The organism is Pseudomonas sp. SED1 (assembly GCF_034044025.1).
Taxonomy (GTDB): Bacteria; Pseudomonadota; Gammaproteobacteria; order Pseudomonadales; family Pseudomonadaceae; genus Aquipseudomonas.
Genome location: NZ_JAXCIS010000142.1, coordinates 47,711 through 72,731, shown reverse-complemented (window position 1 = coordinate 72,731; position 25,021 = coordinate 47,711). Strand labels below are relative to the sequence as shown.

The 25,021-nt window shown below is 57.3% G+C and carries 28 protein-coding genes and 1 tRNA gene; 14 read left to right on the top strand and 15 right to left on the bottom strand.

Features of this window, described 5'->3' with window-relative positions; genetic code table 11:
- Nucleotides 1-10: 10 nt before the first annotated feature.
- Entirely contained in the window at nt 11-757 is a 747-nt protein-coding gene (locus tag SNL23_RS18255) for a hypothetical protein (RefSeq protein WP_318303019.1), read from the top strand.
- On the opposite strand, the gene SNL23_RS18250 is transcribed toward SNL23_RS18255, so the two are convergent.
- From SNL23_RS18250 to SNL23_RS18235, 4 genes are all read right to left on the bottom strand, one after another.
- Nucleotides 758-1,312: an AAA family ATPase gene (locus SNL23_RS18250; RefSeq protein WP_318303017.1), complete on the bottom strand. Its 555-nt coding sequence runs from the start codon at nt 1,310-1,312 to the stop codon at nt 758-760. It lies immediately after the preceding gene.
- A complete protein-coding gene (locus tag SNL23_RS18245) occupies nt 1,288-2,202 on the bottom strand; it encodes a hypothetical protein (RefSeq protein WP_318303015.1) in 915 nt (304 codons plus the stop codon). The genes SNL23_RS18250 and SNL23_RS18245 overlap by 25 nt, the downstream gene beginning before the upstream one ends.
- 1,221 nt (nt 2,203-3,423) lie before the next feature.
- Nucleotides 3,424-3,681: a hypothetical protein gene (locus SNL23_RS18240; protein WP_318303014.1), complete on the bottom strand. Its 258-nt coding sequence runs from the start codon at nt 3,679-3,681 to the stop codon at nt 3,424-3,426.
- A gap of 24 nt (nt 3,682-3,705) precedes the next feature.
- Nucleotides 3,706-4,113 (bottom strand): hypothetical protein, encoded by a 408-nt coding sequence (locus SNL23_RS18235; RefSeq protein WP_318303013.1) that lies wholly within the window; start codon nt 4,111-4,113, stop codon nt 3,706-3,708.
- Between the two features lie 207 nt (nt 4,114-4,320).
- Between SNL23_RS18235 and SNL23_RS18230 the strand changes: the two genes are divergently transcribed.
- Nucleotides 4,321-4,566, top strand: a complete 246-nt coding sequence (locus SNL23_RS18230; protein WP_318303012.1) for a hypothetical protein — start codon at nt 4,321-4,323, stop codon at nt 4,564-4,566.
- A gap of 29 nt (nt 4,567-4,595) precedes the next feature.
- Here the strand turns inward: SNL23_RS18230 and SNL23_RS18225 are convergent, their stop codons facing one another.
- Nucleotides 4,596-4,787, bottom strand: a complete 192-nt coding sequence (locus tag SNL23_RS18225) for a hypothetical protein (protein ID WP_318303011.1) — start codon at nt 4,785-4,787, stop codon at nt 4,596-4,598.
- Between the two features lie 226 nt (nt 4,788-5,013).
- On the opposite strand from SNL23_RS18225, the gene SNL23_RS18220 reads away from it, so the two are divergent.
- Complete coding sequence (locus SNL23_RS18220) at nt 5,014-5,769, top strand: tyrosine-type recombinase/integrase (RefSeq protein ID WP_442969514.1); 756 nt, start codon at nt 5,014-5,016, stop codon at nt 5,767-5,769.
- A gap of 92 nt (nt 5,770-5,861) precedes the next feature.
- On the opposite strand, the gene SNL23_RS18215 is transcribed toward SNL23_RS18220, so the two are convergent.
- A tRNA-Ser gene (locus SNL23_RS18215) sits at nt 5,862-5,952 on the bottom strand.
- Between the two features lie 152 nt (nt 5,953-6,104).
- Between SNL23_RS18215 and SNL23_RS18210 the strand changes: the two genes are divergently transcribed.
- The 7 genes from SNL23_RS18210 to SNL23_RS18180 all read left to right on the top strand — a co-directional run bounded on the left by SNL23_RS18210 (nt 6,105) and on the right by SNL23_RS18180 (nt 10,317).
- Entirely contained in the window at nt 6,105-6,776 is a 672-nt protein-coding gene (locus SNL23_RS18210; protein WP_318303010.1) for a Bax inhibitor-1/YccA family protein, read from the top strand.
- 89 nt (nt 6,777-6,865) lie between these two features.
- Nucleotides 6,866-7,258 (top strand): sulfurtransferase complex subunit TusD, encoded by a 393-nt coding sequence (gene tusD / locus SNL23_RS18205; protein WP_017479530.1) that lies wholly within the window; start codon nt 6,866-6,868, stop codon nt 7,256-7,258.
- A gap of 1 nt (nt 7,259) precedes the next feature.
- Nucleotides 7,260-7,610 (top strand): sulfurtransferase complex subunit TusC, encoded by a 351-nt coding sequence (tusC, locus tag SNL23_RS18200; protein ID WP_076016791.1) that lies wholly within the window; start codon nt 7,260-7,262, stop codon nt 7,608-7,610.
- Nucleotides 7,610-7,903, top strand: coding sequence for a sulfurtransferase complex subunit TusB (tusB, locus tag SNL23_RS18195; protein WP_076016790.1), 294 nt, complete (start codon nt 7,610-7,612; stop codon nt 7,901-7,903). The genes tusC and tusB overlap by 1 nt, the downstream gene beginning before the upstream one ends.
- The gene (locus tag SNL23_RS18190; protein ID WP_076016789.1) at nt 7,900-8,235 is read left to right on the top strand and encodes a TusE/DsrC/DsvC family sulfur relay protein; all 336 of its coding nucleotides are present in this window, start codon (nt 7,900-7,902) and stop codon (nt 8,233-8,235) included. The genes tusB and SNL23_RS18190 overlap by 4 nt, the downstream gene beginning before the upstream one ends.
- Nucleotides 8,232-9,233, top strand: coding sequence for a glycosyl transferase family protein (locus SNL23_RS18185; RefSeq protein ID WP_318303008.1), 1,002 nt, complete (start codon nt 8,232-8,234; stop codon nt 9,231-9,233). The genes SNL23_RS18190 and SNL23_RS18185 overlap by 4 nt, the downstream gene beginning before the upstream one ends.
- Before the next feature lie 88 nt (nt 9,234-9,321).
- Nucleotides 9,322-10,317, top strand: coding sequence for a glutathione S-transferase family protein (locus SNL23_RS18180; protein WP_318303007.1), 996 nt, complete (start codon nt 9,322-9,324; stop codon nt 10,315-10,317).
- Nucleotides 10,318-10,446: 129 nt separating this feature from the next.
- On the opposite strand, the gene cysG is transcribed toward SNL23_RS18180, so the two are convergent.
- The 6 genes from cysG to SNL23_RS18150 are packed head-to-tail and all read right to left on the bottom strand — an operon-like array spanning nt 10,447 to nt 17,952.
- Nucleotides 10,447-11,841 carry a siroheme synthase CysG gene (gene cysG, locus SNL23_RS18175; RefSeq protein WP_167663356.1) on the bottom strand — a complete coding sequence of 465 codons (1,395 nt, stop codon included), beginning with the start codon at nt 11,839-11,841 and terminating at the stop codon, nt 10,447-10,449.
- Nucleotides 11,842-13,122 (bottom strand): serine--tRNA ligase, encoded by a 1,281-nt coding sequence (serS, locus tag SNL23_RS18170; RefSeq protein WP_076016785.1) that lies wholly within the window; start codon nt 13,120-13,122, stop codon nt 11,842-11,844.
- Nucleotides 13,123-13,138: 16 nt separating this feature from the next.
- A complete protein-coding gene (crcB, locus tag SNL23_RS18165; RefSeq protein ID WP_008431560.1) occupies nt 13,139-13,513 on the bottom strand; it encodes a fluoride efflux transporter CrcB in 375 nt (124 codons plus the stop codon).
- The gene (locus tag SNL23_RS18160; RefSeq protein WP_010172481.1) at nt 13,513-14,835 is read right to left on the bottom strand and encodes a replication-associated recombination protein A; all 1,323 of its coding nucleotides are present in this window, start codon (nt 14,833-14,835) and stop codon (nt 13,513-13,515) included. The genes crcB and SNL23_RS18160 overlap by 1 nt, the downstream gene beginning before the upstream one ends.
- Nucleotides 14,836-14,862: 27 nt before the next feature.
- On the bottom strand, nt 14,863-15,486 hold the full coding sequence (gene lolA, locus SNL23_RS18155; protein WP_026078226.1) for an outer membrane lipoprotein chaperone LolA: 624 nt from the start codon (nt 15,484-15,486) through the stop codon (nt 14,863-14,865).
- 57 nt (nt 15,487-15,543) lie between these two features.
- Nucleotides 15,544-17,952, bottom strand: a complete 2,409-nt coding sequence (locus SNL23_RS18150; RefSeq protein ID WP_076016784.1) for a DNA translocase FtsK — start codon at nt 17,950-17,952, stop codon at nt 15,544-15,546.
- Nucleotides 17,953-18,439: 487 nt separating this feature from the next.
- On the opposite strand from SNL23_RS18150, the gene aat reads away from it, so the two are divergent.
- From aat to infA, 3 genes are all read left to right on the top strand, one after another.
- On the top strand, nt 18,440-19,120 hold the full coding sequence (gene aat, locus SNL23_RS18145) for a leucyl/phenylalanyl-tRNA--protein transferase (protein ID WP_076016782.1): 681 nt from the start codon (nt 18,440-18,442) through the stop codon (nt 19,118-19,120).
- A 55-nt stretch (nt 19,121-19,175) separates the two neighbouring features.
- The gene (locus tag SNL23_RS18140; RefSeq protein ID WP_167663359.1) at nt 19,176-19,883 is read left to right on the top strand and encodes an arginyltransferase; all 708 of its coding nucleotides are present in this window, start codon (nt 19,176-19,178) and stop codon (nt 19,881-19,883) included.
- A gap of 100 nt (nt 19,884-19,983) precedes the next feature.
- On the top strand, nt 19,984-20,202 hold the full coding sequence (infA, locus tag SNL23_RS18135; protein ID WP_002553999.1) for a translation initiation factor IF-1: 219 nt from the start codon (nt 19,984-19,986) through the stop codon (nt 20,200-20,202).
- A gap of 236 nt (nt 20,203-20,438) precedes the next feature.
- Here infA and clpA read toward each other — a convergent pair whose 3' ends face one another.
- Nucleotides 20,439-22,709: an ATP-dependent Clp protease ATP-binding subunit ClpA gene (gene clpA, locus SNL23_RS18130; RefSeq protein ID WP_010172706.1), complete on the bottom strand. Its 2,271-nt coding sequence runs from the start codon at nt 22,707-22,709 to the stop codon at nt 20,439-20,441.
- A gap of 29 nt (nt 22,710-22,738) precedes the next feature.
- Nucleotides 22,739-23,128: an ATP-dependent Clp protease adapter ClpS gene (gene clpS, locus SNL23_RS18125; protein WP_076016780.1), complete on the bottom strand. Its 390-nt coding sequence runs from the start codon at nt 23,126-23,128 to the stop codon at nt 22,739-22,741.
- A 218-nt stretch (nt 23,129-23,346) separates the two neighbouring features.
- On the opposite strand from clpS, the gene cspD reads away from it, so the two are divergent.
- Entirely contained in the window at nt 23,347-23,613 is a 267-nt protein-coding gene (gene cspD / locus SNL23_RS18120) for a cold shock domain-containing protein CspD (RefSeq protein WP_076016779.1), read from the top strand.
- Nucleotides 23,614-23,683: 70 nt separating this feature from the next.
- Here the strand turns inward: cspD and icd are convergent, their stop codons facing one another.
- The gene (gene icd, locus SNL23_RS18115; protein WP_010172708.1) at nt 23,684-24,940 is read right to left on the bottom strand and encodes an NADP-dependent isocitrate dehydrogenase; all 1,257 of its coding nucleotides are present in this window, start codon (nt 24,938-24,940) and stop codon (nt 23,684-23,686) included.
- Between the last annotated feature and the right edge of the window lie 81 nt (nt 24,941-25,021).

Here is a 25,021-nt window from a genome sequence, read left to right as displayed (position 1 = left end):
GGAATGGAACATGAACAAAGCTATGTTTGAGACTGTCGAGGATGGCGTACTGAAAATCGTTGACAACAAACAAGTAGGTCCAGAAGAAATTGTACATTTTGAAGTGAAGTATTATCGCTTCATGGACTACTTTTACACTCAAACAAAGCACCTAGATGAGCTAACGCCAGAAGGTGTAAGCAATCTATGTCGTGCTCGCGCAAAATACCCACTATTAATAAGCAAGACCAACGTAGAAGTACGATCCCTTTTTAAGGCGTTAGCTAAAAAGATTGGCCCAGCGACTCTTTTAGAAATAGGAGCCGGTAGGAACCCCGTATTTGAAGATGAAGAACCCGCAGAAATGCACTACGTACTGTCTGATGCAGACAGCGAAGTTGTAGCGTTCCATTTAGAGAGTAAATCAGAGTGCTATGCATTCTCTGGAGAAACTTGTAACCTGCCCTTAAAGAAAGATTATTTTGAGATGGTAATTGCCGTATTCGTACTGCACTTTCCATTTCACAAAGAACAACTCACAGAACTGCACAAGCGTCTAAGTTCATCTGGCGTAATCATAGCGAACGTCTACCGCCGCAGTGATGAGGCTAGGGAAAAGCTAACTTCTGAAATAATAGAGACCGGATTTAAAATTAAAAAAATTATCGACAGCGCCAAACTATGCCGCGATCATGAATATTGGATTCTCGGAAAAAGTGACGCGCAGCTTGAAAACTGCGCAATCACACTAGAAGAACTAATAGTTCAGCAGACCTGACTATGATCTCCATGCATTCAGAGTCTGATCTACTTTTTGCTTTAGACTCTGAAGCCCCCCTTCATTATTGATGACCCCATCTGCTCTCAATACGAGTGAAGGAACGTCAAGCTCACTTCTCGAATGTGCAAAGCTGTCGAAAGCTTCACGGGAGATTCCTACATCTTTAAACTCCTTAGACTCCCCAACCGCCCGACAAAATCGAAGATCTGGATCTGCCGTAACGGCTAACAACTTAAAATCAGACACTTCAGCATAGCGTGCTAACTCGTCAGGGTATCGAATTCCATCAACGACGATCCGCCCCATGTGAAGGTTACCTAAACGATATCTTGCAATAATGTCATTGCCCAAAACCTTGAAAATAGAATCCCCTAACATCCCCAAGCTCTTCCTATCAGGTTCAATACCCATCCCTGCTAAAATTCGCCTCAAAATATCCGAATTAGACGCTGAAACATACCCATACTTCTCCACTAAGTATTTCGTAACTGTAGTCTTACCCGCACGTATTGGGCCGACCATTCCAATTATCGAAGGAAGCTCGGAGGCCATATCAACACCATATAAGAATAAATGTACACCAAAGTTAGGAACATCATACCAACTGATGCTCTAGTCGAAGGAGGATGATCTCTTCTAGTATTCTCTCTAGTTTCCTCACCTGGAAAAAAACCAATTAAGTAGAACTCTAATTGCTTACCTAATGCAAAGAAAAGCAAAAGGGATACTAATGCAATGTCACCCCATAAAGCTTCATAGGCGTTACCTGCAGAAGGTGCGACCCTGCTTATCAGCCATGCCGCAAATGCACAGGCGAAAGAAATTGAACAATAACATAGTATTCCTTGTACGAAGGTATAAACCTTATTACGTTTACGGGTTGGGTGAGGAGTCCGTGGACTATACATAACATCTACGATCACATCCCAGATGAAAAATACTGAAAACACCCACATCATTTGAAGGGCTTCTGGCCTAGCAGATGTAACCCCAACATATGTAGCTATTTCCTTACTTTTCGAATACGCCGAAAAATCTTGCTCCATTGTTTTTGCAATAGCAAAATACAAAATTACTAGAAAAACCTCTATCAATAAAATCACAAACTCTTTTGAAAAAATACTTTTTATTTCGGTCTTATGCCCAGCAGCCTGAGATTTCGACCACATAACCCAGCTCATTGAAACCAGTAAAAGCGCTAGAAATGAGTGACTAAGTGACGCAAACAAAAGCCCATTACTAGAGATTAAGTTACTCCACATCTTGGTGGGGCTGGAGGCTAAATCCCAGCCACCAGTTATAACAAATAGAAGTTCTGCTATTTGCTGCGCAATAGTAGCTGCAACTAACGCGAACAACATTGCTATGAACATGCGTCGAAGCTCATTCTGGCTCGTACCGCTATTCGGTCCTGCATTATTGCTTTGAGTTACAGTACTCATGCACATTCCTTTGATTTTTTCCAAGTCCCAACCTGTCTTAAGGCAGGTCATTTAACAGCATTCAGGTGAAAAAGCCTCACCTAGACACTACTCTAACGTCTAGTCCCCCTGAATGGAGGCCGTTATCACCCCATAATTCACACTACCGGATGCTGACGTTTTTTGCTAATAGGATTGCCTACAGCGCCCCCCCAGATCTTTCAAAGGCCGTGGTGGTGCCGAGAGCCCACACAGTGACCTGGATCGGTAAGCTCGGTCAGTCAGGTGCTGTGGGTCTGGCCCAGGCCCTACATCGACGCGCATAGCCGTCGGTTGGTCGAGCGCGATGATGTGAACATCAAGGAAGCCCTGCGCGGTACCGCCATAACTCTGGCCAAGCCGAAGGGACCTAAAATGATGATGTTCAATTGCGATGTCTGCGGCCGGTTCGTCAGCGACGCACAGCGCTATCGAGAAGATTGCAGCAGGAACTGCGTAACAAGCAACGTTCCCTAGTTAACAATCACTTAGGATAGTGTTTAGCTTGAAAGCCCCAACGCTCCCACTCGTGAATGCTGAGGAAGCCTCCCGCAGTTGATGGAGTTTAATGCGCCTTCAAAGCCTTCATGATTGCGGCTAGTTTTTCTTGCGTAGCTTCGCCCTTAACCTCCACTAACAATTTCTCTTGACCATCTACGGTGCTGGGGGTCTCGCAGCCGACTAAAGCCCCCATCGTCCTGGTAGCCCAAGTTTCTAATGGCCCATGAAATTTGTTTGCTTCATCCATAACTGGAATCTGGCGGACATTGCTCAATGTCTACCCTTTCAATTTGGTCAAACTTAACCGTAGCCATCTGACTTCTCCTTGATCCGGCTCCATGCCGGTCACCCGTAATACCCATATAAACGAATCACGTCAGCCAGCGAGGGCATGGGAGAAAATCTCAAACTCCGAGAGGGGATGGTGATTGCTTAAATGTCATTTAATTTTTGGATATTTCTCCATATGGTCTGCACGAGCTCAATCTTAATAAGAACTTCTCCGCACATGAAGGCGAACTCTAATTTTTGTAGAGCCTCTGCGTTAACTGCGCTATCTATGATTCGGGTGATCTCACTGATTGCTGAGACTATGCCGAAATAGCCACGAACCAAATCTTCCCTACCGAATTCATGCGCAGGCAGTTGATTAAGTGAGTGGATTGAGGATTCCAGCCATTGCTTGTGGACGAGTTTCCAACTCTATCCGAATGCAAAAGCACCGGTTTTTTTCTCGATCATAACCCCAAGAACCGTGACATACGTCGACGCACTTTCCACAACGGCGACGAGAGCATCAACTTTAGCTTTTGCAACCTTCTCTGCCGCTTTCAGTTGATCTCGGCGCTGCGAAGAAACCCAAATTGCAATACCAAGCGCAGCGATTGAGCCAACAGCTTGTACCCAAGACGCCAGTTCTGGATGGACTCCGATCCAACGGAAAACTGCTTCCCAGCTCAACCCACTCCCTTGTACATCCAGGAACTATACCGGCGAGGTATCCCCTATGAACACGTATCGACACACGTTCGCCGCAGTCTGTCCGTCCGACGGCGAAACCATTTCCTTGTCGAGCATATCCGGGCAGCCACCGCGCTGATTAAAAAAGGCTGGCATGAACAGATCACCGATCGCCTGTCGTAATCTTTGGGCGGCGATCAAACCATCATCGCTACGCACGGCACGCCTGTCGGCGGTAAGCGAGAGGATGCGGCAAAGTTCCTGGCCGGCCGGCACGCGCTGGTGCCGTTTCCGTGCAAGGACGATCTTGGGATTGTCGTCGATGTGTGCAAATCGTTTGTTTTCGATAACGGCGCGTTCACGGTTTGGAAAAAAGGCGGCCAGGTAGACGTCGACGGCTACACCCGTTGGGCCGAAGAATGGCATCGGCACCCAGGATTCACTTGGGCATTCATTCCGGACGTCATCGACGACGACGAAGAGACCAACGACGACCTAATTCGGCAGTGGCCAGAGGAACTTCGCGGTGTGCCTGTCTGGCACTTACACGAATCGACTGAGCGCCTGCAACGGCTGGCGAGGTCCCTTGGCAGTTCTGGGCAATGCGCTACACCGGGCACTGGGCCATGGTGGAGGCGGATGGGCGCCGCGATGGACGCTGTCTGCGACGACCAGGGCCGACCGATGTGCAGGCTGCACGGGTTGCGGATGCTCGCCCCGGCCATCTTCCAGCACCTACCTTTCGCATCAGCCGACTCGACGAACGCTGCGGTGAATGGCGGAAGCATCAGCCGATTCGGCATGTACGCCCCGCCCACTACTGGCCAGCGCGCAAATGTGATCGCAGACCGGATCGAGGCGCACAACAACAGTTCAGCTATTTGACCGCGGGAAAAGCAGCTTGAGATCGCTATCTAAGGGAGTACGGCATTTTCATCCAGAAGCCGCCAAATCTCACCTGGTTGTCCGTCAGTTTCGACAACGAGAATTTTCTTTCCACCCTCGTTGCTTTCGATATCAACGACAATGCCGACACGGCGATCTGTCGCGGACTGATCAACAACCGGATCGCCAATTTCAAAAATAAACTTTTCACCAATGATCATAATTCTCTCCCTGATCCGGCTCCATGCCGGTCACCCGTAATCCCATATCAACGAATCACCTCAGCCGGCGAGGCGTCGCGACGCCCAACACCAAGATCGATACTTGTGACGTCGAAAGAGCTACGAGCGGGAGATCATCCCAGGCAGGGCGCCAAAGACACAAAGCGATAATCTGCTGAGCCTGAAGCAACTGCGCAAAGCCTTCAACGATGCGCCCACTGATGCTGTGAGGCCGCAGATCATCGCGCAGTACAGAGATAGCAGGACAGCGAAGGTACGGGCCAACCGCGAGATCTCACTGCTGTCGCACGCCTACAACATAGCGCGCGAATGGGGTCTTACTGAAAACGACCCTGCCGCCGACGTGCGCAAGAACAAAGAAGCTCCGCGAGACTTTTACGCTACCGAGGAGATCTGGAGCGCGGTATACGCGGTTGCTGCCTCGGAACTGCGTGATGCGATGGACCTGGCCTATCTTACCGCTCAACGCCCAGCGGACACGCCATCGATGAGGGAGGCGGATGCCGTTAACGAATTCCTGCAGGTATCCCAGGGCAAGACATCCAAGAAGCTGCGCATACGCCTGACCGCCGCCGGCGCGCTCAATGACCCGGGGACCCTGGTTGCAAGACTTATCGAGCAGAGACGTTCGCGAGGAGTACGCAACCCTTACCTGATAGTCACCGAGGACGGCCGGCAGGTGACGAAACACATGCATCGTCTGCGATTCGACGATGCTCGCGACAAAGCGATCGCAATCGCCAGAGTGGCTGGCGACGAGGTTCTTGCAGCCAGTATCCGCCAGTTTCAATTCCGTGATATTCGCCCAAAAGCCGCAAGCGAGATCCTCGGCCTGGGCGACGCCAGCCGCCTGCTCGGGTACACGGACAAGCGCATAACAGAGACGGTCTACCGACGCGCCGGGGAGATCGTCAAGCCGACCGCTGACCGCAACTTGCAACGAGTTGCGGAAACCGCCTGAAATGATGCGGAAACGATCAGTAGATAGACTGCTTGATTTCCCAAACCCCAGAAACACAAAAGCCCCGCAATAGCGGGGCTCTTGAGTAAATTTGGCGGGAAACCAGGGATTCGAACCCTGGGAACGCTATTAACGTTCGCCGGTTTTCAAGACCGGTGCATTCAACCACTCTGCCAATTTCCCTTGTGCAACACAGGATTAGCGTAGCCCATCCTGTCTCAGCGGGCGCCATAATACCCGAATGAAACACACTGTCAAACTCTCGCCATCGCTTGTTACAGAGCGTCTGTTATGATCCTTGCGACTGAATGTTTCAAAACTGAAGGAGTGTCGCCATGCGCGAACAAAATTACGCAGTGAATGGAAACGCGCAGGCTGAGCAGCTAGAAGTTAGCCGCGTCCTGCGCAATACGTACGGCTTGCTTGCTCTCACCCTCGCTTTCAGCGGCGTGATGGCCTTCTTAGCCCAGCAAATGCGCGTCGGCTACCCGAATATCTTCGTCGTGCTGATCGGCTTCTATGGTCTGTTCTTCCTGACCAACAAGCTGCGCGACTCGGCCTGGGGCCTGGTGTCGGCGTTTGCTTTGACCGGTTTCATGGGCTTCATCCTCGGCCCGATCCTTAACCGTTACCTCGGCATGGCCGGCGGCGCGGAAGTGGTCAGCTCGGCATTCGCCATGACTGCCCTGGTATTTGGCGGCCTGTCGGCTTACGTGCTGATCTCCCGCAAGGACATGAGCTTCCTGGGTGGTTTCATCACCGCCGGTTTCTTCGTGTTGCTGGCAGCCGTGCTGGCAGGCATGTTCTTCCAGATCAGCGGCCTGCAATTGGCGATCAGCGCCGGTTTCGTGCTGTTCTCCTCGGCGTGCATCCTGTTCCAGACCAGCGCGATCATCCAGGGTGGCGAGCGTAACTACATCATGGCCACCATCAGCCTGTATGTATCGATCTACAACCTGTTTATCAGCCTGTTGCAGATCTTCGGCATCATGAGCCGCGACGACTGATCGCAGCCGCATGTAAAAAGCCCGCTTCGGCGGGCTTTTTGTTGCCTGCGGCTTTATCATTGCCACAGGTTTTGCCTTCAGAGTGTTCCATGAAGTTCGCGATTGCGCTTTTTTCCGCCGCCCATGCGCCCTCCTCGCGCCGTGCCTTGCTGTTCGCTCAAGCGGCGCTGGCCGGCGGTCATGAAATTGTGCGGCTGTTTTTTTATCAGGATGGCGTCTACAGCGCGTCCACCAACATTGTTGCGCCGCAGGATGAGCAGGATATCGCCCGTCAGTGGCGCGAGTTTGTCAGCGAGCATCAGCTTGATGGCGTGGTGTGCATCGCCGCGGCCCTGCGCCGTGGGGTGCTGAATGCCGAAGAGGCCACCCGCTATCAGCGCAGCGCGGTGAATCTGGAGGCGCCTTGGGCGCTGTCCGGGCTTGGGCAACTGCATGACGCCGCCCAGGCCGCTGACCGTTTGATCTGCTTCGGAGGGCCGTGACATGTCGAAATCCTTGCTGGTGATCAGCCGACAGGCGCCGTGGTCCGGCCCCAGCGCCCGCGAAGCGCTGGATATCGTACTGGCTGGCGGCGCGTTTGATTTGCCCATTGGCCTGTTGTTTCTGGACGACGGCGTGTTTCAACTGGCCGCACGCCAGGACGCCAAGGCTGTGCAACAGAAAGACCTCAGCGCCAACCTCCAGGCTTTGGAGTTGTTTGGGGTTGAGGATGTGTTTGCCTGCAGCCATAGCCTCACCGAGCGTGGCCTGACCGCATCCGGCAACGCGCAGCCGCTGAGCAGCGAACAGATCTCACAGATGATTGACCGTTACGACCAGGTGATTACCCTCTGATGTCGACTTTGCATGTGGTATCCCACTCCCCGTTTACCGATAGCCGGCTGGACAGCTGCCTGCGCCTCTGTGGCGCACAAGATGCGATCCTGCTGTGCGGCGACGGCGCCTACGCCCTGCAAACCGCCAGCGCGCCCTTCCAGGCCCTGCAAGCCAAGGGTTTGAAGGTGTTTGTGCTGGCCGAAGACGGCCAGGCGCGCAATCTTTCGGTGCCTGCCTGGGCCGCCAGTGTCGATTACCCGGCCTTCGTCCAGCTGTCGATCGATTACGACAAGGTCAACACCTGGCTATGAACACCCTGACCGCAGGCGAACGCACTCTCGAACTGGACAAGGACGGCTACCTCGTCGACCTGAACGACTGGTCCAGCGACGTGGCCAACGCCCTCGCCGCCGCAGAAGACCTGGCGCTGACCCCGGAACACTGGGAAATCCTCGAACTGCTGCGGGGCTTCTACAGCGAATTCCAGCTGTCGCCCGCCACTCGCCCGCTGATCAAGTACACCGCCTTGAAGCTGGGCCCGGAAAAGGGCAACAGCCTGCACCTCAACCGACTGTTCAAAGGCACTCCCGCCAAACTCGCCGCCAAGCTGGCGGGCCTGCCCAGGCCGACGAATTGCTTATGACTGATTTTGCCCCGTTGATCACTGAAACCCCTGCCGAGCATCCGTTCGCACCGTTCGTGCGCATCCTTGGTAAAGGCAAGCGCGGCGCCCGCAACCTCACCCGTGAGGAAGCCCGGGAAGCCATGGGCATGCTGCTGGACGAGAAGGTCGAAGACACCCAACTCGGCGCCTTCCTGATGCTGTTGCGGCACAAGGAAGAAAGCCCGGAAGAACTCGCAGGCTTTACTGAAGCCGTGCGCGAGCGCCTGAATGCACCGTCACTCAAGGTGGATGTCGACTGGCCTACCTACGCCGGTAAAAAACGCCACCTGCCCTGGTACCTGTTGGCGGCCAAGTGCCTGGCACAGAACGGCGTGCGCATCTTGATGCACGGCGGCGGCGCACATACGGCAGGCCGGCTCTACACCGAGCAATTGCTGGAAGGCTTGCAGATTCCGTTGTGCCGTAACTGGCAACAGGTGGAAGCGGCCCTTGAACAGGGCAACCTGGCGTTTATTCCGCTGGGAGATTGGGCGCCGCAACTGCAGCGCATGATCGACCTGCGCAACACGTTGGGCCTGCGTTCGCCGATCCACTCCCTGGCACGCATCCTCAACCCGTTGAGCGCTCGCTGCGGCCTGCAAAGCATCTTCCACCCGGGCTATCAGGGCGTGCACCGCGATGCCAGCGGCTTGCTCGGCGACAACACCATCGTGGTCAAGGGCGACGGCGGCGAGATCGAGATCAACCCGGACACCATCAGCCACTTGTACGGCACCACTGGCGGCGAAAGCTGGGATGAAGAGTGGCCTGCCCTCTCGGCCCAGCGCCACGTCAAACCTGCCGCCCTGGAGCCCGAGCACCTCAAGGCGTTATGGCGCGGCGACGTGCAGGACAGCTACCCGCAACTGGCACTGATCGCCACCATGGCCCTGGCCTTGCGTGGCCTCGGCCACACGCGGGAGCAAGCGTTTGAACTGGCCCAGCAGTACTGGGACGCCCGGGACAAATCGATTTAGTCGATCATTAACCCCCAGCCTTTGCGCTTTTTGTTCGAACTCAGACCTTTAGACTGCACTCCAACGCTTATTAGCCAAGGAGTCAGTCATGGGTTTGCTGATCGAAGGACGCTGGCATGACCAGTGGTACGAAAGTAGCGCAGACGGCGCCTTCCAACGGGAACAGGCGCAACGCCGCAACTGGGTGACCGGCGATGGCGAACCCGGCCCGACCGGCGAAGGCGGTTTCGCGGCCGAAGCCGGTCGCTATCATCTGTACGTCTCCCTCGCCTGCCCCTGGGCACACCGCACCTTGATCCTGCGCAAGCTCAAAGGCCTGGAAAGCCTGATTGATGTGTCCGTGGTCAGTTGGTTAATGCTCGAGAACGGCTGGACCTTCGACAAGGCCCACGGCTCCAGCGGCGACAAGCTCGACGACTTCACCTACATGCACCAACGCTACACCGCCGACACCGCCAACTACACCGGGCGTGTCACGGTGCCGGTGTTGTGGGACAAGAAACTCAAGCGGATTGTCAGCAATGAATCGGCGGAGATTATTCGCATGTTCAACAGTGCGTTTAATCAACTGACCGGCAATCAACTGGATTTCTATCCCGAGGCCCAGCGCTCGACCATCGATGCACTGAACGACCGGATCTATCCCGCCGTGAACAATGGCGTATATCGCGCAGGCTTTGCCACGTCGCAAAAGGCGTATGAAGCGGCATTTGATGATGTGTTCGCCGAGTTGGATCACCTTGAGCAGCACTTGGGTGAGCATCGTTACCTGGCCGGGGAATACCTGACGGAAGCCGATGTAAGGCTTTTCACCACGGCGATTCGGTTTGATGCGGTGTACTACAGCCACTTCAAATGCAACCTGCGGCGGATTGCGGATTATCCGAACTTGTCGAACTGGCTAAGGGAGCTGTATCAGTGGCCGGGGATTGCCGAGACGGTGGATTTTGCCCACATCAAGGGGCATTACTACGCCAGTCACCGCACGATTAATCCGACGGGGATTGTGCCGAAGGGGCCTTTACAGGCGTTTGATGCCGCTCATGACCGATACCGGTTGAGCGGGAAAGGCGTCTGGAGTTGATCCAAGCCCTGTAGGAGCGAGCTTGCTCGCGAAAAACTCAAGGGTACCGCGTTCATTCAGAATGAGCGCGTTATCGTTGACGACCTTCGCGAGCAAGCTCGCTCCTACAGTTGGAATGTGTCGCGCTTGTCAGACTTGCGACTGAGCGCCTTCAAACCACTTCAGCTTCTCACGCAACTGCACCACTTCTCCCACAATCACCAGTGTCGGTGCATGAACTTCATGCTCCGCCACCATGCGTGGCAAATCAGCCAGGGTGCCGGTAAACACCCGCTGGTTAGACGTAGTGCCCTGCTGGATCAACGCCGCCGGTGTATCCGGCGAGCGGCCATGCTGGATCAGCTGTTCGCAGATGATCGGCAACCCGATCAACCCCATGTAGAACACCAGGGTTTGCGACGGCCCCACCAGGTCACTCCATGGCAGGTCCGAAGTCCCGTCCTTCAAGTGCCCGGTAATGAAGCGAACCGATTGCGCATAGTCGCGGTGGGTCAGTGGAATACCGGCATACGCCGCGCAACCACTGGCTGCCGTAATCCCAGGCACCACCTGGAACGGGATGCCATGGGCCGCCAGTTCCTCGATCTCTTCACCACCACGCCCAAAGATGAACGGATCCCCCCCCTTGAGCCGCAGCACGCGTTTGCCTTGCTTGGCCAGGTCCACCAGTTGCTGGTTGATCTGGTCTTGCGGCACCGCATGGTCGGCGCGACGCTTGCCGACGTACACCCGCTCGGCATCGCGACGGCACAGCTCAAGAATCGCCGGCGCCACCAAACGGTCGTACAGCACCACATCGGCCTGTTGCATCAAGCGCAGCGCGCGGAAGGTCAGCAGGTCCGGATCACCCGGGCCTGCGCCCACCAGGTAGACTTCGCCCGGTGCGTGAGGCGGCGCGCCGTTGATTTTCTCCACCAGCAAACGCTCGGCTTCATCGCCCTGCCCGGCCAGTTGCCGATCAGCAATCGGGCCTTGAAAGACCTCTTCCCAGAACGCGCGACGTTGCTGCACATCCGGGAACAAGCCTTTGACCTGGCTGCGAAACCGCGCCGCCAACCCGGCCAGTTGGCCGTAAGTCGAAGGAATCCAGGTTTCAAGCTTGGCGCGAATCAAGCGTGCCAGCACCGGCGCATCGCCGCCGCTGGACACTGCGATCACCAAAGGCGAACGGTCGACAATCGCCGGGAAGATCACGCTGCACAAGGCTGGCGCATCCACCACATTGACCGGTACGCAACGGCGCCGGGCATCGCTGGACACTTGCGCGTTCAACGGCTCGTCGTCGGTCGCGGCGATGATCAGGGTGCAACCGTCGAGGTCGGCCTCCTGATAACCGCGCAAAATCAGTTCACCACCACTGCCCTGCACCAGTTCACGCAACTGGTCTTCAATCTGGGGAGCAACCACCCGCAACAACGCGCCGGCGTCGGCCAGCAGCCGGGATTTGCGCAAGGCAATCTCCCCGCCACCGACGACCAACACACGACTGCCGCGCAGGTTATGAAACAGCGGCAGAAATTCCATTTAGCCGATGACCTCAACGCCCGCCATGTAAGGCTTGAGCACGTCAGGTACGCGGATCGAACCGTCAGCCTGCTGGTAGTTTTCCAGCACGGCCACCAGGGTACGGCCTACCGCCAGGCCCGAACCGTTGAGGGTGTGGACCAGCTCAGGCTTGCCGGTTTCCGGGTTACGGAAACGCGCCTGCATGCGACGGGCCTGGAAATCACCGCAGTTGGAGCACGACGAAATCTCGCGGTATTTGTCCTGGCTCGGCACCCACACTTCCAGGTCGTAAGTCTTCACGGCACTGAAACCCATGTCGCCGGTGCACAGCGCCAGAACGCGGTACGGCAGTTCCAGCAGTTGCAGGACGCGTTCGGCGTTGGCGGTCAGACCTTCCAAGGCTTCCATGGAGGTCGACGGCTCGACAACCTGCACCATCTCGACCTTGTCGAACTGGTGCTGGCGGATCATGCCGCGCGTATCGCGACCCGATGCACCGGCTTCACTGCGGAAGCACGGCGAGTGGGCGACAAACTTGAGCGGCAGTTGCTTGGCGTCGAGGATTTCCCCGGCCACGATGTTGGTCAGCGACACTTCGGCGGTCGGGATCAGGTACAGATCGGCTTCGCCATCGCGGCTGATCTTGAACAGGTCTTCCTCGAACTTCGGCAGTTGGCTGGTACCCATCAACGCCGGCGCCTGAACCAGGTACGGGGTGTAAGCCTCTTCGTAGCCGTGTTCGCCGGTGTGCAGGTTGATCATGAACTGCGCCAGGGCACGGTGCATGCGCGCGATCGGGCCGCGCAGCAAGGCAAAGCGCGCGCCGGACATTTTGGCCGCCGTTTCGAAATCCAGGCCACCGGTCAATTCGCCCAGGGCGACGTGGTCCTTGATCTCGAAATCGAAGGCTTTTGGCGTGCCCCAGCGACGGACTTCGACGTTGCCGTCTTCGTCTTCGCCAATCGGCACGGATTCGTGCGGCAAGTTCGGGATGCCCAGCAGGATCGAGTCCAGTTCGGTCTGGATCGCGTCCAACTCGACTTTGCCGGAAGCCAACTCGCCAGCCATACGCTCGACGTCCGCCATCAATGGCGCGATGTCTTCGCCGCGCTGCTTGGCCTGACCGATGGATTTGGAACGCGCATTACGCTCAGCCTGCAGTGCTTCCGTGCGGGTCTGGACGGTCTTACGCTGTTCTTCCAGCGCTTCGATGCGCGCAACATCCAAGGCAAAGCCACGGGATGCCAGGCGGTCCGCTACGTCCTGAAGGTTGCTACGTAACAGTTTGGAATCGAGCATGTCGGTCTCTCGTTTATCAAAGTTTGGTCAAGGACAGGCCAGCCCAGGTGGCGAGCAGCCCGCCGAACACGCTGATGGCCAGGTACCCGAAGGCGACCGGTGCCTGCCCGCTTTCCAGCAGTCGCAGCGTGTCCAGTGAAAAGGATGAAAAGGTCGTCAGACCGCCTACAAAGCCGACAATCAAGCCGGCACGAATCTCAATCGGCACTTCCGGGCGAAGCAGAAACCACCCGTACAACAAGCCGATGATCAAACAGCCCACCAGGTTGACCGCCAGGGTCGCCGCATAAAAATGCTTCGGCCAGTTGGCGCTGACCCAGGTGCTGGTGGCGAAACGCAATAATGTACCAGCGATGCCGGCCACGGACACGGCAAGAATCGTTCTGAGCACTACTTTCTCCGCTGTTTCGGACTGAGCCGGTCAAGTTGAGCGAGGTGATTGAGCTTTTCGCCAATCTTCAGCTCCAGGCCACGCGGCACCGGCTGGTAGAAAGGCTGCGGCTCAAGGTCATCCGGGAAGTAATCTTCGCCAGCCGCATAGGCGTCCGGCTCATCGTGGGCGTAACGGTATTCATCGCCGTAGCCAAGCTGCTTCATCAGCTTGGTCGGCGCATTGCGCAGGTGCAGCGGCACTTCCAGGGAGCCATGCTCGGCGGCAGCACGCAGGGCGGACTTGAAGCCCATGTACACCGCGTTGCTTTTCGGCGCGCAGGCCAGATAGGTGATGGCCTGGGCCACCGCCAACTCGCCTTCCGGGCTGCCCAGGCGTTCCTGCACTTCCCAGGCGGCCAGGCACAGGCTCAGCGCCCGCGGGTCGGCATTGCCGATGTCTTCACTGGCCATGCGCACCACGCGCCGGGCCAGGTACAGCGGGTCGCAACCGCCGTCGATCATCCGCGCAAACCAATACAGCGCGCCGTCGGGATTAGAGCCGCGCACCGACTTGTGCAACGCGGAAATCTGGTCGTAGAACGCTTCACCGCCCTTGTCGAAACGCCGGCGGGTGTCGCCCAAAAGGCTTTGCAGCAAATCGACGCCGATCTCGCTGCCGTCCTCGGCGAGGTCGGAGGCGTTCTCCAGCAGATTGAGAAAACGTCGACCGTCACCGTCAGCCGCGGTCAGCAGAATCTTGAAGCCTTCCTCGCTGACACTCAGTTGGCGCTTGCCCAAGCCCTTGTCTTCGCTCAGCGCGCGCTGCAACAGCTTCTGCATCGCCGCTTCATCGAGGCTTTTGAGCACATAGACACGCGCCCGAGACAGCAAGGCGTTGTTCAATTCAAAGGACGGGTTTTCGGTGGTGGCGCCAATAAAGATCAGCGTGCCGTCTTCGACATACGGCAAGAACGCATCCTGCTGCGATTTGTTGAAGCGATGCACTTCGTCGACAAACAGGATGGTGCGCTTGCCGTATTGCCCGGCCTGCTGCTTGGCGACTTCCACCGCCTGACGGATTTCCTTGACCCCGGCCAGCACCGCCGAAACCGTTTCGAAGTGGGCATCCGAGACTTTCGCCAGGAGCCGCGCCAGGGTGGTTTTACCCACGCCCGGCGGCCCCCAGAAAATCATCGAGTGCAGCGCACCCTGCTCCAGGGCTTCGCGCAAAGGCTTGCCGCGAGCGAGCAGGTGTTCTTGCCCGACGTACTCGTCCAGGTTGGTCGAACGCAGGCGCGCCGCCAGAGGCTGAGCAATCGGGTCACTTCGAAACAGGTCCATGGGCAGCGTTTGAAACCTCTAGGCAGTTTATTCCTGGATCACGTCGGCACCCTTCGGGATGTCGAACTTGAACTTGGACGCGGCCACCGGCTCGTTGGCCTTGACCCCGGTGAACAGGATATTGGTGCGTTGGCCGACGCTGTCCACCAACTGCATGTCGTTGATCACGCCGTTGCGGAACGACAGGCGCAGGCTGTCGAACAGCGTGTCCTTGGATTTCGGCTTCAGCGTGAAGTCGATGACGTTGCTGGCCTGCTTGGAGGTGATATCAAAACTCTGGCTGATCTGCGACACATCGCCCGACAACAGCAACGCCGGGGTCTGGCTCAGGCGCGGATCGAGCTTCTTGATGGTCGCCTGTTCCAGGTCCGGGTCCCACAGGGTGACTTTCTGGCCGTCGGAAACGATGGTCTGCTCGTTTGGCGCGTCGGTTTTCCAGTAGAACAGCCCAGGACGCTGCACGGCCATTTCGCCGGCGGTTTCCTGCAATTGAGTGCCGCCACCGTCCAGGGTCAACTGGGAGAAGCGCGCGCTCAGAGTCTTTGATTTGTCCAGCAGGTTGGTCAGGCTCGCAACGGAAGCCGGGTCAGCGTGAGCCGAAACAGCAGTCAGGGCCAATGCCGGCAACAACAGCATGCGGATAAGACGCATGGGAGTCCTCTTAGATTCGTTTACAAGGCGTGCCGCGTGTTGCCACGCGGCACGTAATCAGTCACGCATCTGCGCTGGCGCGATGACTTCGCGCGAGCCGTTGGTGTTCATCGAGGTGACTACGCCGGCCATTTCCATGGCTTCGATCATGCGCGCAGCACGGTTGTAGCCAATCTTCAGCTTGCGCTGTACCGCAGAGATTGAGGCGCGGCGGCTTTCAAGGACAAACTGCACGGCTTCGTCATAGAGCGCATCGGTCTCGGCATCATCGTCGCCACCGCTGCTGCCACCGTCGAAGCCGCTGCCGGCTTCTTCGACGCCTGCGAGGATGTCGTCGTTGTATTCCGGGGCGCCGCGCAGTTTCCAGGCTTCCACCACACGGTGCACTTCATCATCGGAGACGAAGGCGCCGTGAACGCGGATCGGCAGGCTGGTGCCCGGCGGCATGTAGAGCATGTCACCGTGGCCCAGCAGTTGCTCGGCGCCGCCCTGGTCGATAATGGTCCGGGAGTCGATCTTGCTCGATACCTGGAACGCCATGCGGGTCGGGATGTTGGCCTTGATCAGGCCGGTGATCACGTCCACCGACGGGCGCTGGGTAGCGAGGATCAAGTGGATACCGGCGGCACGGGCCTTCTGGGCGATACGGGCGATCAGCTCTTCGACCTTCTTGCCGACGATCATCATCATGTCGGCGAATTCGTCGACCACCACCACGATGGTCGGCAGCTTGGTGAGCAGCGGCGCTTCGTCGTGAATGCTTTCGCGCTTGTACAGCGGGTCGGTCAGCGGTGTGCCGGCGTCCTGGGCTTCCTTGACCTTGGCGTTGAAGCCCGACAGGTTACGCACGCCCATCTTCGCCATCAGCTTGTAGCGGCGCTCCATCTCGGCGACGCTCCAGCGCAGGGCGTTGGCCGCGTCCTTCATGTCGGTCACTACCGGGCACAGCAGGTGCGGAATGCCTTCGTAGATCGACAGCTCGAGCATTTTCGGGTCGATCATGATCAGCTTGGCGTCTTCCGGGCCAGACTTGAACAGGATCGACAGGATCATCGCGTTCACACCCACCGACTTACCGGAACCGGTGGTACCGGCGACCAGCAAGTGGGGCATTTTCGCCAGGTCGGTGATCACCGGCTTGCCGCCGATGTCGTGGCCCAGTGCCAAGGTGACCGGCGATTTGAAGTTGTCGTATTCCGGGGTCGACAGCACTTCAGAGAAGCGCACGATCTGCCGGTCTTCGTTGGGAATCTCGATACCGACGGTGGTCTTGCCCGGAATCACTTCCACCACCCGCACGCTGGTCACGGCCAGCGAACGCGCCAGATCCTTGGCCAGGTTGGAAATGCGGCTGACCTTCACGCCGGCAGCCGGCTGGATTTCGTAGCGGGTAATCACCGGGCCCGGGTGGATCGAGTCCACCGAGACTTCGACGCCGAATTCCTTGAGCTTGATTTCCAGCAGGTGGCCAACGGCCGCCAGGGACTCAGGGGAGTAGTTGAGCTGTTTCTTTTCCGCCGGGTCGAGAATCGAGATCGGCGGCAAGGTGCCTTCCACGGCGCTGTCGACAAACAACGGCGCCTGTTTCTCTTTCTGCACGCGGTGGCTTGGCTCGGGCGCTTTGGGCGGCGCCGGTGCGATCACCGGCGGCACCTGCTTCTCGCGGTCCGACATGTGCTTGGTCAGGGCCTGTTCGCGTTCGATCAGGCGCTCCTTGACCTTGGCTTGCTCACGCCGGTCCGGCGTGCTCGGGGCCACCACCTCATTGACGCGGGTATCGACCTCACGCAACTGCGCAACCATGCGCTTGCGATCAACCCGGGCCGACCACCAGCGATTGGCGGCGCCCTGGAACAGTTCGAGCAGGTCGAGGGTGATCTTGCCGGTCACGTCCATGACCTTGAACCAGGACAGGTCGGTAAACACGGTGAGGCCAAACAGGAACAGCGCGATAAACATCAGGGTGCTGCCCTGGATGTTCAGGCTCCTGCGGGCCAGGTCGCCGAGGCTTTCGCCCAATGCGCCGCCAGCACCGGCCGGCAAGCCGGTAGGTGCGTGGAAATGAATGTGTGCGAGGGCGGCGCCCGACAGTACAAGGAACACCAGGCCGATCAGGCGCCAGGAGAACAGCCAGCCGCTCCACTGCCACGGCTCATGACGCTGACGGAAGATCTGCCAGGTCTTGATGGCCAGCAATAACGGGAAGATATAGGCGAAATAACCCAACACCATGAACAGGATATCGGCGCTGTAGGAGCCGGCCGGGCCACCGAAGTTCTGCACGTCTTCGATCTTGCTGTTGTGGCTCCAGCCTGGATCGTCCTTGCCATAGGTGAGCAAGGCCATCATCAGGAACAGGCACAGTGCGCCGATGGCGATCAGTGCACCTTCCTTGAGTCGATAGTGCAGGTGCTGGCGCCAGGCGGGCACGACTGCGGCTTTAGGTGTAGCGGCGGATTTCTTCAAAACGGGTCTTTTCCTGCGCCTTTAGCGCGTCCATCTATTGAATGACTGCAAAATACTGCTCAATCCGAGCAGGTAAAAAATGAACGAGTGCCAGTGAAGCTACTTTTAACACTCTGCAACTGATTCATGAAACGGCGATAACGCCTGAATGGCCGCATTGTACGGGTTTGTGCGCGCTATGCCACGCACTAGGCCCTACGTTGCACAGCATAGCCAATCTTCGGTTTCATAACGCTCAATTTGAGCATGCATTGTCTTTACTGACAAAGGCTTATGAGCTGTTTTTGCCAATCCAGGCTAGCTTGCCGACCGACGTACGCGATTACGACCACGGCCCCGGCATAGAGTTGCAGAAACACCCGTTCATGCTTATCTGCACCGATCCCATGTTCGGGGTAGCCCCAGAGCGTTTCGTCGACAATAATCACAGCTCTTGCAACGGGCAACATCGCCGTTACCGCCCTCCCCTTCCGTAAGCCTGGATGCCATGCTGACCTGGTTACAACGCAACACCCTGACGTTTCCACCGCTGGCCAAGGCCATGCGCGAACCCAATGGCCTGCTCGCCGCCGGTGGCGACCTGTCGGCCGACCGCTTGATCCAGGCCTATCGCCATGGCTGCTTTCCCTGGTTCTCGGAGGGCCAGCCAATCCTCTGGTGGTCACCCGACCCGCGCACCGTGCTGTTCCCCGACGAGCTGCATGTTTCCCGCAGCCTCGGCAAACTGTTGCGCCAGCAGCGTTATACGGTGACCTTTGACCAGGATTTCGCCGCCGTCATCCAGGCCTGCGCGGCGCCGCGCAGTTATGCCGACGGCACATGGATCACCGAAGCCATGCAGAGTGCCTACCTGCAGCTGCACCAGCGCGGCTATGCGCACTCGGTGGAAGTCTGGGACGAAGGCGAGCTGGTCGGCGGCTTGTACGGCCTGGCGATGGGCCAGTTGTTTTTCGGCGAATCGATGTTCAGTCGCGCCGACAACGCCTCCAAATTCGGCTTCGCCACCCTGGTCAGGCAATTGCAGGCATGGGGCTTTGTGCTGATCGACTGCCAGATGCCCACCGACCACCTGCACAGCCTCGGCGCCCGCGCCATTCCCCGCAGCGACTTTGCCAACTACCTGCGCGACCATTTGGACCAAACCAGCTCTGCGCCATGGGTTTCCTAGGCGACTTCCCCGCACCTGGCTTACACTTATTTCAAAGCTTATCCGAGGGTTGATCATGACCGAGCTGGCGCGTTTGAAGTTTTATGCCACTCAACCCCACTCTTGCAGCTATCTGCCCGATGAGCAGGCCACCACGCTGTTCCTCGACCCCAGCCAGCCGATGGACGTGCATGTGTATGCCGATTTGTCGGAAATGGGCTTCCGGCGCAGCGGCGACCACCTTTACCGGCCCCACTGCCAGAACTGCAACGCCTGCGTACCGGCGCGCATCCCGGTGGCGCAGTTCCTGGCGGACCGTAATCAGAAACGCATCCTAAAGCGCAATGCCGACCTGACCGTCACCGCCGCCAAACCGGGTTTCAGCGAAGAATACTTCGACCTTTACCAGCGCTACATCGAGCAGCGCCACGCCGACGGCGACATGTTCCCGCCCAGCCGCGACCAGTTTTCCACCTTCCTGGTGCGCGACCTGCCCTTCTCACGCTTCTACGAGTTTCGCCTTGAGGGACGCCTGGTGGCGGTAGCCGTCACCGACCTGCTGCCCAATGGCCTGTCGGCGGTCTACACCTTTTATGAGCCTAGCGAGGAGCGGCGCAGCTTGGGACGCTTTGCGATCCTGTGGCAAATCGGCGAAGCCCTGCGCATGGAATTGGAGGCGGTGTACCTCGGATACTGGATAAAAAACTGCAAAAAGATGAACTACAAGACCCAATATCGGCCCATTGAGCTGTTAATTAACCAAAGATGGGTCACCTTGAACTAGAACCTCTTGGCTTAAACACCCTTTTTCGGGCACAATGCACGCCGCTTTTGCCTGGCGCAGTTGCACCGGGCCATTCACTGGATACCGAGGGCTTTACTGCATGTCGAAAGAAGACAGCTTCGAAATGGAAGGCACTGTCGTCGACACCCTGCCCAACACCATGTTTCGTGTGGAGTTGGAAAATGGGCACGTCGTAACCGCGCATATCTCCGGCAAGATGCGCAAGAATTACATCCGTATTCTTACCGGTGACAAAGTGCGCGTCGAACTGACGCCCTATGACCTGAGCAAAGGGCGCATCACTTACCGCGCCCGTTAATCAAGTCAATACAAGACGCCCGGTTATGCCGGGCGTTTTTGTGTGTGCGCTATTTACCTGAGACCAGAAATCCCTTGTGGGAGCGGGTTTGCTCGCGAATGCGGGGTGTCAGTCATTGATTGTGTCGACTGGCACACCGCATTCGCGAGCAAGCCCGCTCCCACATTTGATCTCCATCAGTTCCAAGACAACAAAAAGGCGCCTCTCGGCGCCTTTTTGTTTTGTTGCTTCAGCTATCAGGCCATTTCAGCCGTGGTCTCGAAGTCGAAGGTCAGCTCGCCGTCCTTCAGGTCGATATGCACCACGCCACCATGGTCTGCCAGTTCGCCGAACAGGATCTCTTCCGCCAGTGGGCGCTTGATCTTGTCCTGGATCAGGCGAGCCATTGGCCGAGCGCCCATTGCCGCATCGTAGCCACCTTCTGCCAGCCAGTTGCGCGCCGCGTCCGTAACTTCCAGCTGCACACGCTTGTCTTCCAACTGCGCCTGAAGCTCGGTGAGGAACTTGTCCACCACGCTTTTGATGACCTCATGGCTGAGGCGACCAAACTGGATAATGGTGTCCAGACGGTTGCGGAATTCCGGCGTGAAGCTCTTCTTGATCACTTCCATGGCGTCGGAAGAGTGATCCTGATGAGTGAAGCCAATGGAAGCCCGCGCGGCCGTTTCGGCACCGGCGTTGGTGGTCATGATCACGATCACGTTGCGGAAGTCCGCCTTGCGCCCGTTGTTGTCGGTCAGGGTGCCGTGGTCCATTACCTGCAACAGCAGGTTGAAGACTTCCGGGTGCGCCTTCTCGATTTCATCGAGCAGCAGTACGCAATGTGGCTGCTTGGTGATCGCCTCGGTCAACAGGCCGCCCTGGTCGAAGCCGACATAGCCCGGAGGCGCACCGATCAGGCGCGACACAGTGTGACGCTCCATGTATTCGGACATGTCGAAACGCACCAGCTCGATACCCATGGCCTTGGCCAGTTGCCGCGCTGCTTCGGTCTTGCCGACACCGGTAGGCCCGGCAAACAGGAACGAACCGACCGGCTTGTCCGGCGACTTGAGGCCCGCACGGGACAGCTTGATCGCCGTGGACAGCGAGTCGATGGCCGCATCCTGACCAAACACGGTCAGCTTGAGGTCACGCTCCAGGTTGCGCAGCAGTTCCCGGTCGGACGTGTTGACGTGTTTTGGCGGAATACGCGCGATCTTCGCCACGATGTCCTCGACCTGAGGCACGTCGATGCGCTTCACACGCTTCTCGACCGGCTGCAGGCGCTGGTAGGCACCCGCCTCGTCGATCACGTCGATGGCCTTGTCCGGCATGTGCCGGTCATTGATGTAGCGCGACGCCAGCTCGGCGGCTGCTCGCAGCGCCTCATCGGTGTACTCGATGCCATGGTGCGCTTCGAAACGCCCCTTGAGCCCGCGCAGGATGCCGATGGTGTCTTCAACCGAAGGCTCGGACACGTCCACTTTCTGGAAGCGGCGCGCCAGGGCACGGTCTTTTTCGAAGATCCCGCGGAATTCCTGGAACGTGGTCGAACCGATGCAACGGATATCACCCGAAGACAGCAGCGGCTTGAGCAGGTTCGACGCATCCATCACGCCACCGGAAGCAGCACCGGCACCAATGATGGTGTGGATTTCGTCAATGAACAGGATCGCCTGCGGGCGTTTTTTCAGCTCACCGAGCAGCGCCTTGAAGCGCTTCTCGAAGTCGCCACGGTATTTGGTCCCGGCGAGTAGCGCGCCCAGGTCAAGGGAGTAGACGACGCTGTTGGCCAGCAGGTCTGGCACCTGGTTATCAACAATGCGTTTGGCCAGGCCTTCGGCAATCGCGGTTTTACCCACGCCTGCTTCACCGACCAACAGCGGGTTGTTTTTGCGGCGACGCGCCAGGATCTGCGCCACGCGTTCAACTTCCAGCTCGCGCCCTACCAGCGGATCGATCCGCCCCTGGCGCGCCAGTTCGTTGAGGTTGCTGGCATAGGCATCCAGCGGGTTGCTCGAAGAAGAAGACTCACCGCCCTCGTCATCCTGCATATCCTGCTCACCTTCTGAGTGATCGCCATGCCCTGGCACTTTGGAAATGCCATGGGCGATGTAGTTGACGACATCAATACGGGCAACGCTTTGCTGCTTGAGCAGGAATACGGCCTGGCTTTCCTGCTCGCTGAAGATCGCCACGAGCACATTGGCCCCTGTGACTTCGCGCTTGCCGGAGCTCTGTACGTGGAAAACGGCACGCTGCAGTACCCGCTGGAAGCCCAGGGTAGGTTGGGTCTCGCGGTCCTCGTCATGAACGGGGATCAACGGCGTGGTGGAGTCGATAAACTCCTGCAGGTCATGCTTGAGTTTGTCGAGATTGGCACCACACGCACGCAGTACGGTGGCGGCAGCTTCGTTATCCAAAAGTGCCAGCAGCAGGTGTTCGACGGTCATGAATTCATGACGCTTCGAACGGGCCTCCTTGAAGGCAAGATTGAGGGTGACTTCGAGCTCGCGGTTTAACATAGCTTCACCTCATACCCAAGTGGTCGGAGTTAACCGTCCTTCTCGATTTCACAGAGTAGCGGATGCTGGCTTTCCCTGGCGTACTGGTTGACCTGCATGGCCTTTGTCTCGGCGATGTCGCGGGTAAACACTCCACATACTGCCCGTCCTTCTGTGTGAACGGCCAGCATTACCTTGGTCGCCAACTCGCGGTTCAGGTTAAAAAACACCTCGAGCACTTCGACGACGAAATCCATCGGTGTGTAGTCATCGTTGAACAAAACCACCTTGTACATCGGCGGCGCCTGTAAAGCAGGCTTGGCCTCCTGAACAGCAATGCCTGCAGAACCATCGTCGTCTTCATGACCATCCGGATGATCTTTATGGAGAGTCGGGCGATCCTGATTGAATGTTAGTCGAATCTGGCTGATTGCATGCATGGAAAGAAAGGTTCGTCAGTGGTTCAAATACAGTGGTGGGGGCGGCCTGTCAGATTTTCAACTCTGACCGACTGGTCGCCTTGACTATCGGCAAATCAGTGTTACAACCAATAGAACCCACAGTGGGTAAAAAAGGTCCGCGCAGTCAACCTTATTTATTCGGGTTAGGACGGATAAACTGGATGATACTCCAGTGATGGAGTCTGGTGCAGAGGGATATGGGCATGGCAAGCGGTAAGGTCAAATGGTTCAACAATGCCAAGGGTTACGGCTTCATTAATGAAGACGGCAAGGAAGACGACCTTTTTGCGCATTACTCGGCAATCCAAATGGATGGCTACAAGACTCTGAAGGCAGGGCAACCGGTTTCCTTCGAAATCATTCAGGGACCCAAAGGCTTGCATGCAGTGAATATCGGCGCGCCCGTCAGCCTAGGCACCGCCAAAGAAGACGTCGCTCAAAAATCAGAAAAACAGTCGGCCTGATCAGCCGCTGAGCAAACGCTCTAAAAAAAACCGGCCATCAAGGCCGGTTTTTTTATGCCTGCCTATAAGTCTACATATGCGAAATCAGCGCATCCCCGAAGGCGGACGAAGACAGCAACTTGGCGCCGTCCATCAAGCGATGGAAATCATAAGTCACAGTCTTGGCCGAAATAGCACCGTTGGTGCCCTTGATGATCAGGTCGGCCGCTTCAGTCCAGCCCATGTGACGCAGCATCATTTCCGCCGACAGGATCAGCGAACCCGGGTTGACCTGGTCCTTGCCGGCATACTTCGGCGCGGTACCGTGGGTGGCTTCGAACATGGCCACGGTGTCGGACAGGTTGGCACCCGGCGCAATACCGATGCCGCCCACTTCCGCCGCCAGGGCGTCGGACAGGTAGTCACCGTTAAGGTTAAGCGTAGCGATCACGTCATATTCCGCAGGGCGCAGCAGGATCTGCTGGAGCATGGCGTCGGCAATTGCATCCTTGACCACCACATTCTTGCCGGTGCGCGGGTTCTTGAATTGCATCCACGGCCCGCCATCGAGCAGGGTCGCGCCGAATTCTTCGGCCGCCACTTCGTAGGCCCATTCCTTGAAGGCACCTTCGGTGAACTTCATGATGTTGCCTTTGTGCACGATGGTCAGCGAGTCGCGGTCGTTATCCACTACATATTGCAGAGCCTTGCGCGCCAGGCGCTTGGTGCCTTCCAGGGACACCGGCTTGACGCCGATCCCGCAATTCTGGTCGAAACGGATCTTGGTGACGCCCATCTCTTCTTTCAGGAACTTGATGACCTTGATCGCTTCCGGGGAGCCAGCCTTCCACTCGATACCGGCGTAAATATCCTCGGAGTTCTCACGGAAGATGGTCATGTCCACATCGCCTGGCTTCTTGACCGGGCTTGGCACGCCTTCGAACCAGCGCACCGGGCGCAGGCACACATAAAGGTCGAGCTGTTGACGCAGGGCCACGTTCAGCGAACGGATGCCGCCACCGACCGGGGTGGTCAGCGGGCCCTTGATGGAAACCACGTAGTCCTTGACCGCATCCAGGGTTTCCTGGGGCAGCCAGGTGTCCTGGTCGTAAACCTGAGTGGCCTTTTCGCCGGCATAAACCTCCATCCAAGAGATCTTGCGCTTGCCGCCATAAGCCTTGTTAACAGCCGCATCGACAACCTTGATCATCACCGGGCTGATGTCGACGCCAATACCGTCGCCCTCAATGAAGGGGATGATCGGGTTGTCAGGAACATTGAGAGAATGGTCTGCATTGACGGTGATTTTGTCGCCGACTGCCGGAACCTGAATCTTCTTGTATCCCATGCTGAACTCCATCTATGGATTGAACATCTGGCTGCGTTCGAGCCTACTCCAGATAAATGAGGACTGAAACCTCAGGCCCTG

What these genes read in the sequence shown, in the direction of transcription:
- SNL23_RS18255 (WP_318303019.1), top strand. Translation starts at nt 11, where the DNA reads ATGAACAAAGCTATGTTTGAGACTGTCGAGGATGGCGTACTGAAAATC.
- SNL23_RS18250 (WP_318303017.1), bottom strand. Translation starts at nt 1,312, where the DNA reads ATGGCCTCCGAGCTTCCTTCGATAATTGGAATGGTCGGCCCAATACGT.
- SNL23_RS18245 (WP_318303015.1), bottom strand. Translation starts at nt 2,202, where the DNA reads ATGAGTACTGTAACTCAAAGCAATAATGCAGGACCGAATAGCGGTACG.
- SNL23_RS18230 (WP_318303012.1), top strand. Translation starts at nt 4,321, where the DNA reads ATGGGCGCCGCGATGGACGCTGTCTGCGACGACCAGGGCCGACCGATG.
- SNL23_RS18225 (WP_318303011.1), bottom strand. Translation starts at nt 4,787, where the DNA reads ATGATCATTGGTGAAAAGTTTATTTTTGAAATTGGCGATCCGGTTGTT.
- SNL23_RS18210 (WP_318303010.1), top strand. Translation starts at nt 6,105, where the DNA reads ATGCGCGAACAAAATTACGCAGTGAATGGAAACGCGCAGGCTGAGCAG.
- tusD (WP_017479530.1), top strand. Translation starts at nt 6,866, where the DNA reads ATGAAGTTCGCGATTGCGCTTTTTTCCGCCGCCCATGCGCCCTCCTCG.
- tusC (WP_076016791.1), top strand. Translation starts at nt 7,260, where the DNA reads ATGTCGAAATCCTTGCTGGTGATCAGCCGACAGGCGCCGTGGTCCGGC.
- tusB (WP_076016790.1), top strand. Translation starts at nt 7,610, where the DNA reads ATGTCGACTTTGCATGTGGTATCCCACTCCCCGTTTACCGATAGCCGG.
- SNL23_RS18190 (WP_076016789.1), top strand. Translation starts at nt 7,900, where the DNA reads ATGAACACCCTGACCGCAGGCGAACGCACTCTCGAACTGGACAAGGAC.
- SNL23_RS18185 (WP_318303008.1), top strand. Translation starts at nt 8,232, where the DNA reads ATGACTGATTTTGCCCCGTTGATCACTGAAACCCCTGCCGAGCATCCG.
- SNL23_RS18180 (WP_318303007.1), top strand. Translation starts at nt 9,322, where the DNA reads ATGGGTTTGCTGATCGAAGGACGCTGGCATGACCAGTGGTACGAAAGT.
- cysG (WP_167663356.1), bottom strand. Translation starts at nt 11,841, where the DNA reads ATGGAATTTCTGCCGCTGTTTCATAACCTGCGCGGCAGTCGTGTGTTG.
- serS (WP_076016785.1), bottom strand. Translation starts at nt 13,122, where the DNA reads ATGCTCGATTCCAAACTGTTACGTAGCAACCTTCAGGACGTAGCGGAC.
- SNL23_RS18160 (WP_010172481.1), bottom strand. Translation starts at nt 14,835, where the DNA reads ATGGACCTGTTTCGAAGTGACCCGATTGCTCAGCCTCTGGCGGCGCGC.
- lolA (WP_026078226.1), bottom strand. Translation starts at nt 15,486, where the DNA reads ATGCGTCTTATCCGCATGCTGTTGTTGCCGGCATTGGCCCTGACTGCT.
- aat (WP_076016782.1), top strand. Translation starts at nt 18,440, where the DNA reads ATGCTGACCTGGTTACAACGCAACACCCTGACGTTTCCACCGCTGGCC.
- SNL23_RS18140 (WP_167663359.1), top strand. Translation starts at nt 19,176, where the DNA reads ATGACCGAGCTGGCGCGTTTGAAGTTTTATGCCACTCAACCCCACTCT.
- infA (WP_002553999.1), top strand. Translation starts at nt 19,984, where the DNA reads ATGTCGAAAGAAGACAGCTTCGAAATGGAAGGCACTGTCGTCGACACC.
- clpA (WP_010172706.1), bottom strand. Translation starts at nt 22,709, where the DNA reads ATGTTAAACCGCGAGCTCGAAGTCACCCTCAATCTTGCCTTCAAGGAG.
- clpS (WP_076016780.1), bottom strand. Translation starts at nt 23,128, where the DNA reads ATGCATGCAATCAGCCAGATTCGACTAACATTCAATCAGGATCGCCCG.
- cspD (WP_076016779.1), top strand. Translation starts at nt 23,347, where the DNA reads ATGGGCATGGCAAGCGGTAAGGTCAAATGGTTCAACAATGCCAAGGGT.
- icd (WP_010172708.1), bottom strand. Translation starts at nt 24,940, where the DNA reads ATGGGATACAAGAAGATTCAGGTTCCGGCAGTCGGCGACAAAATCACC.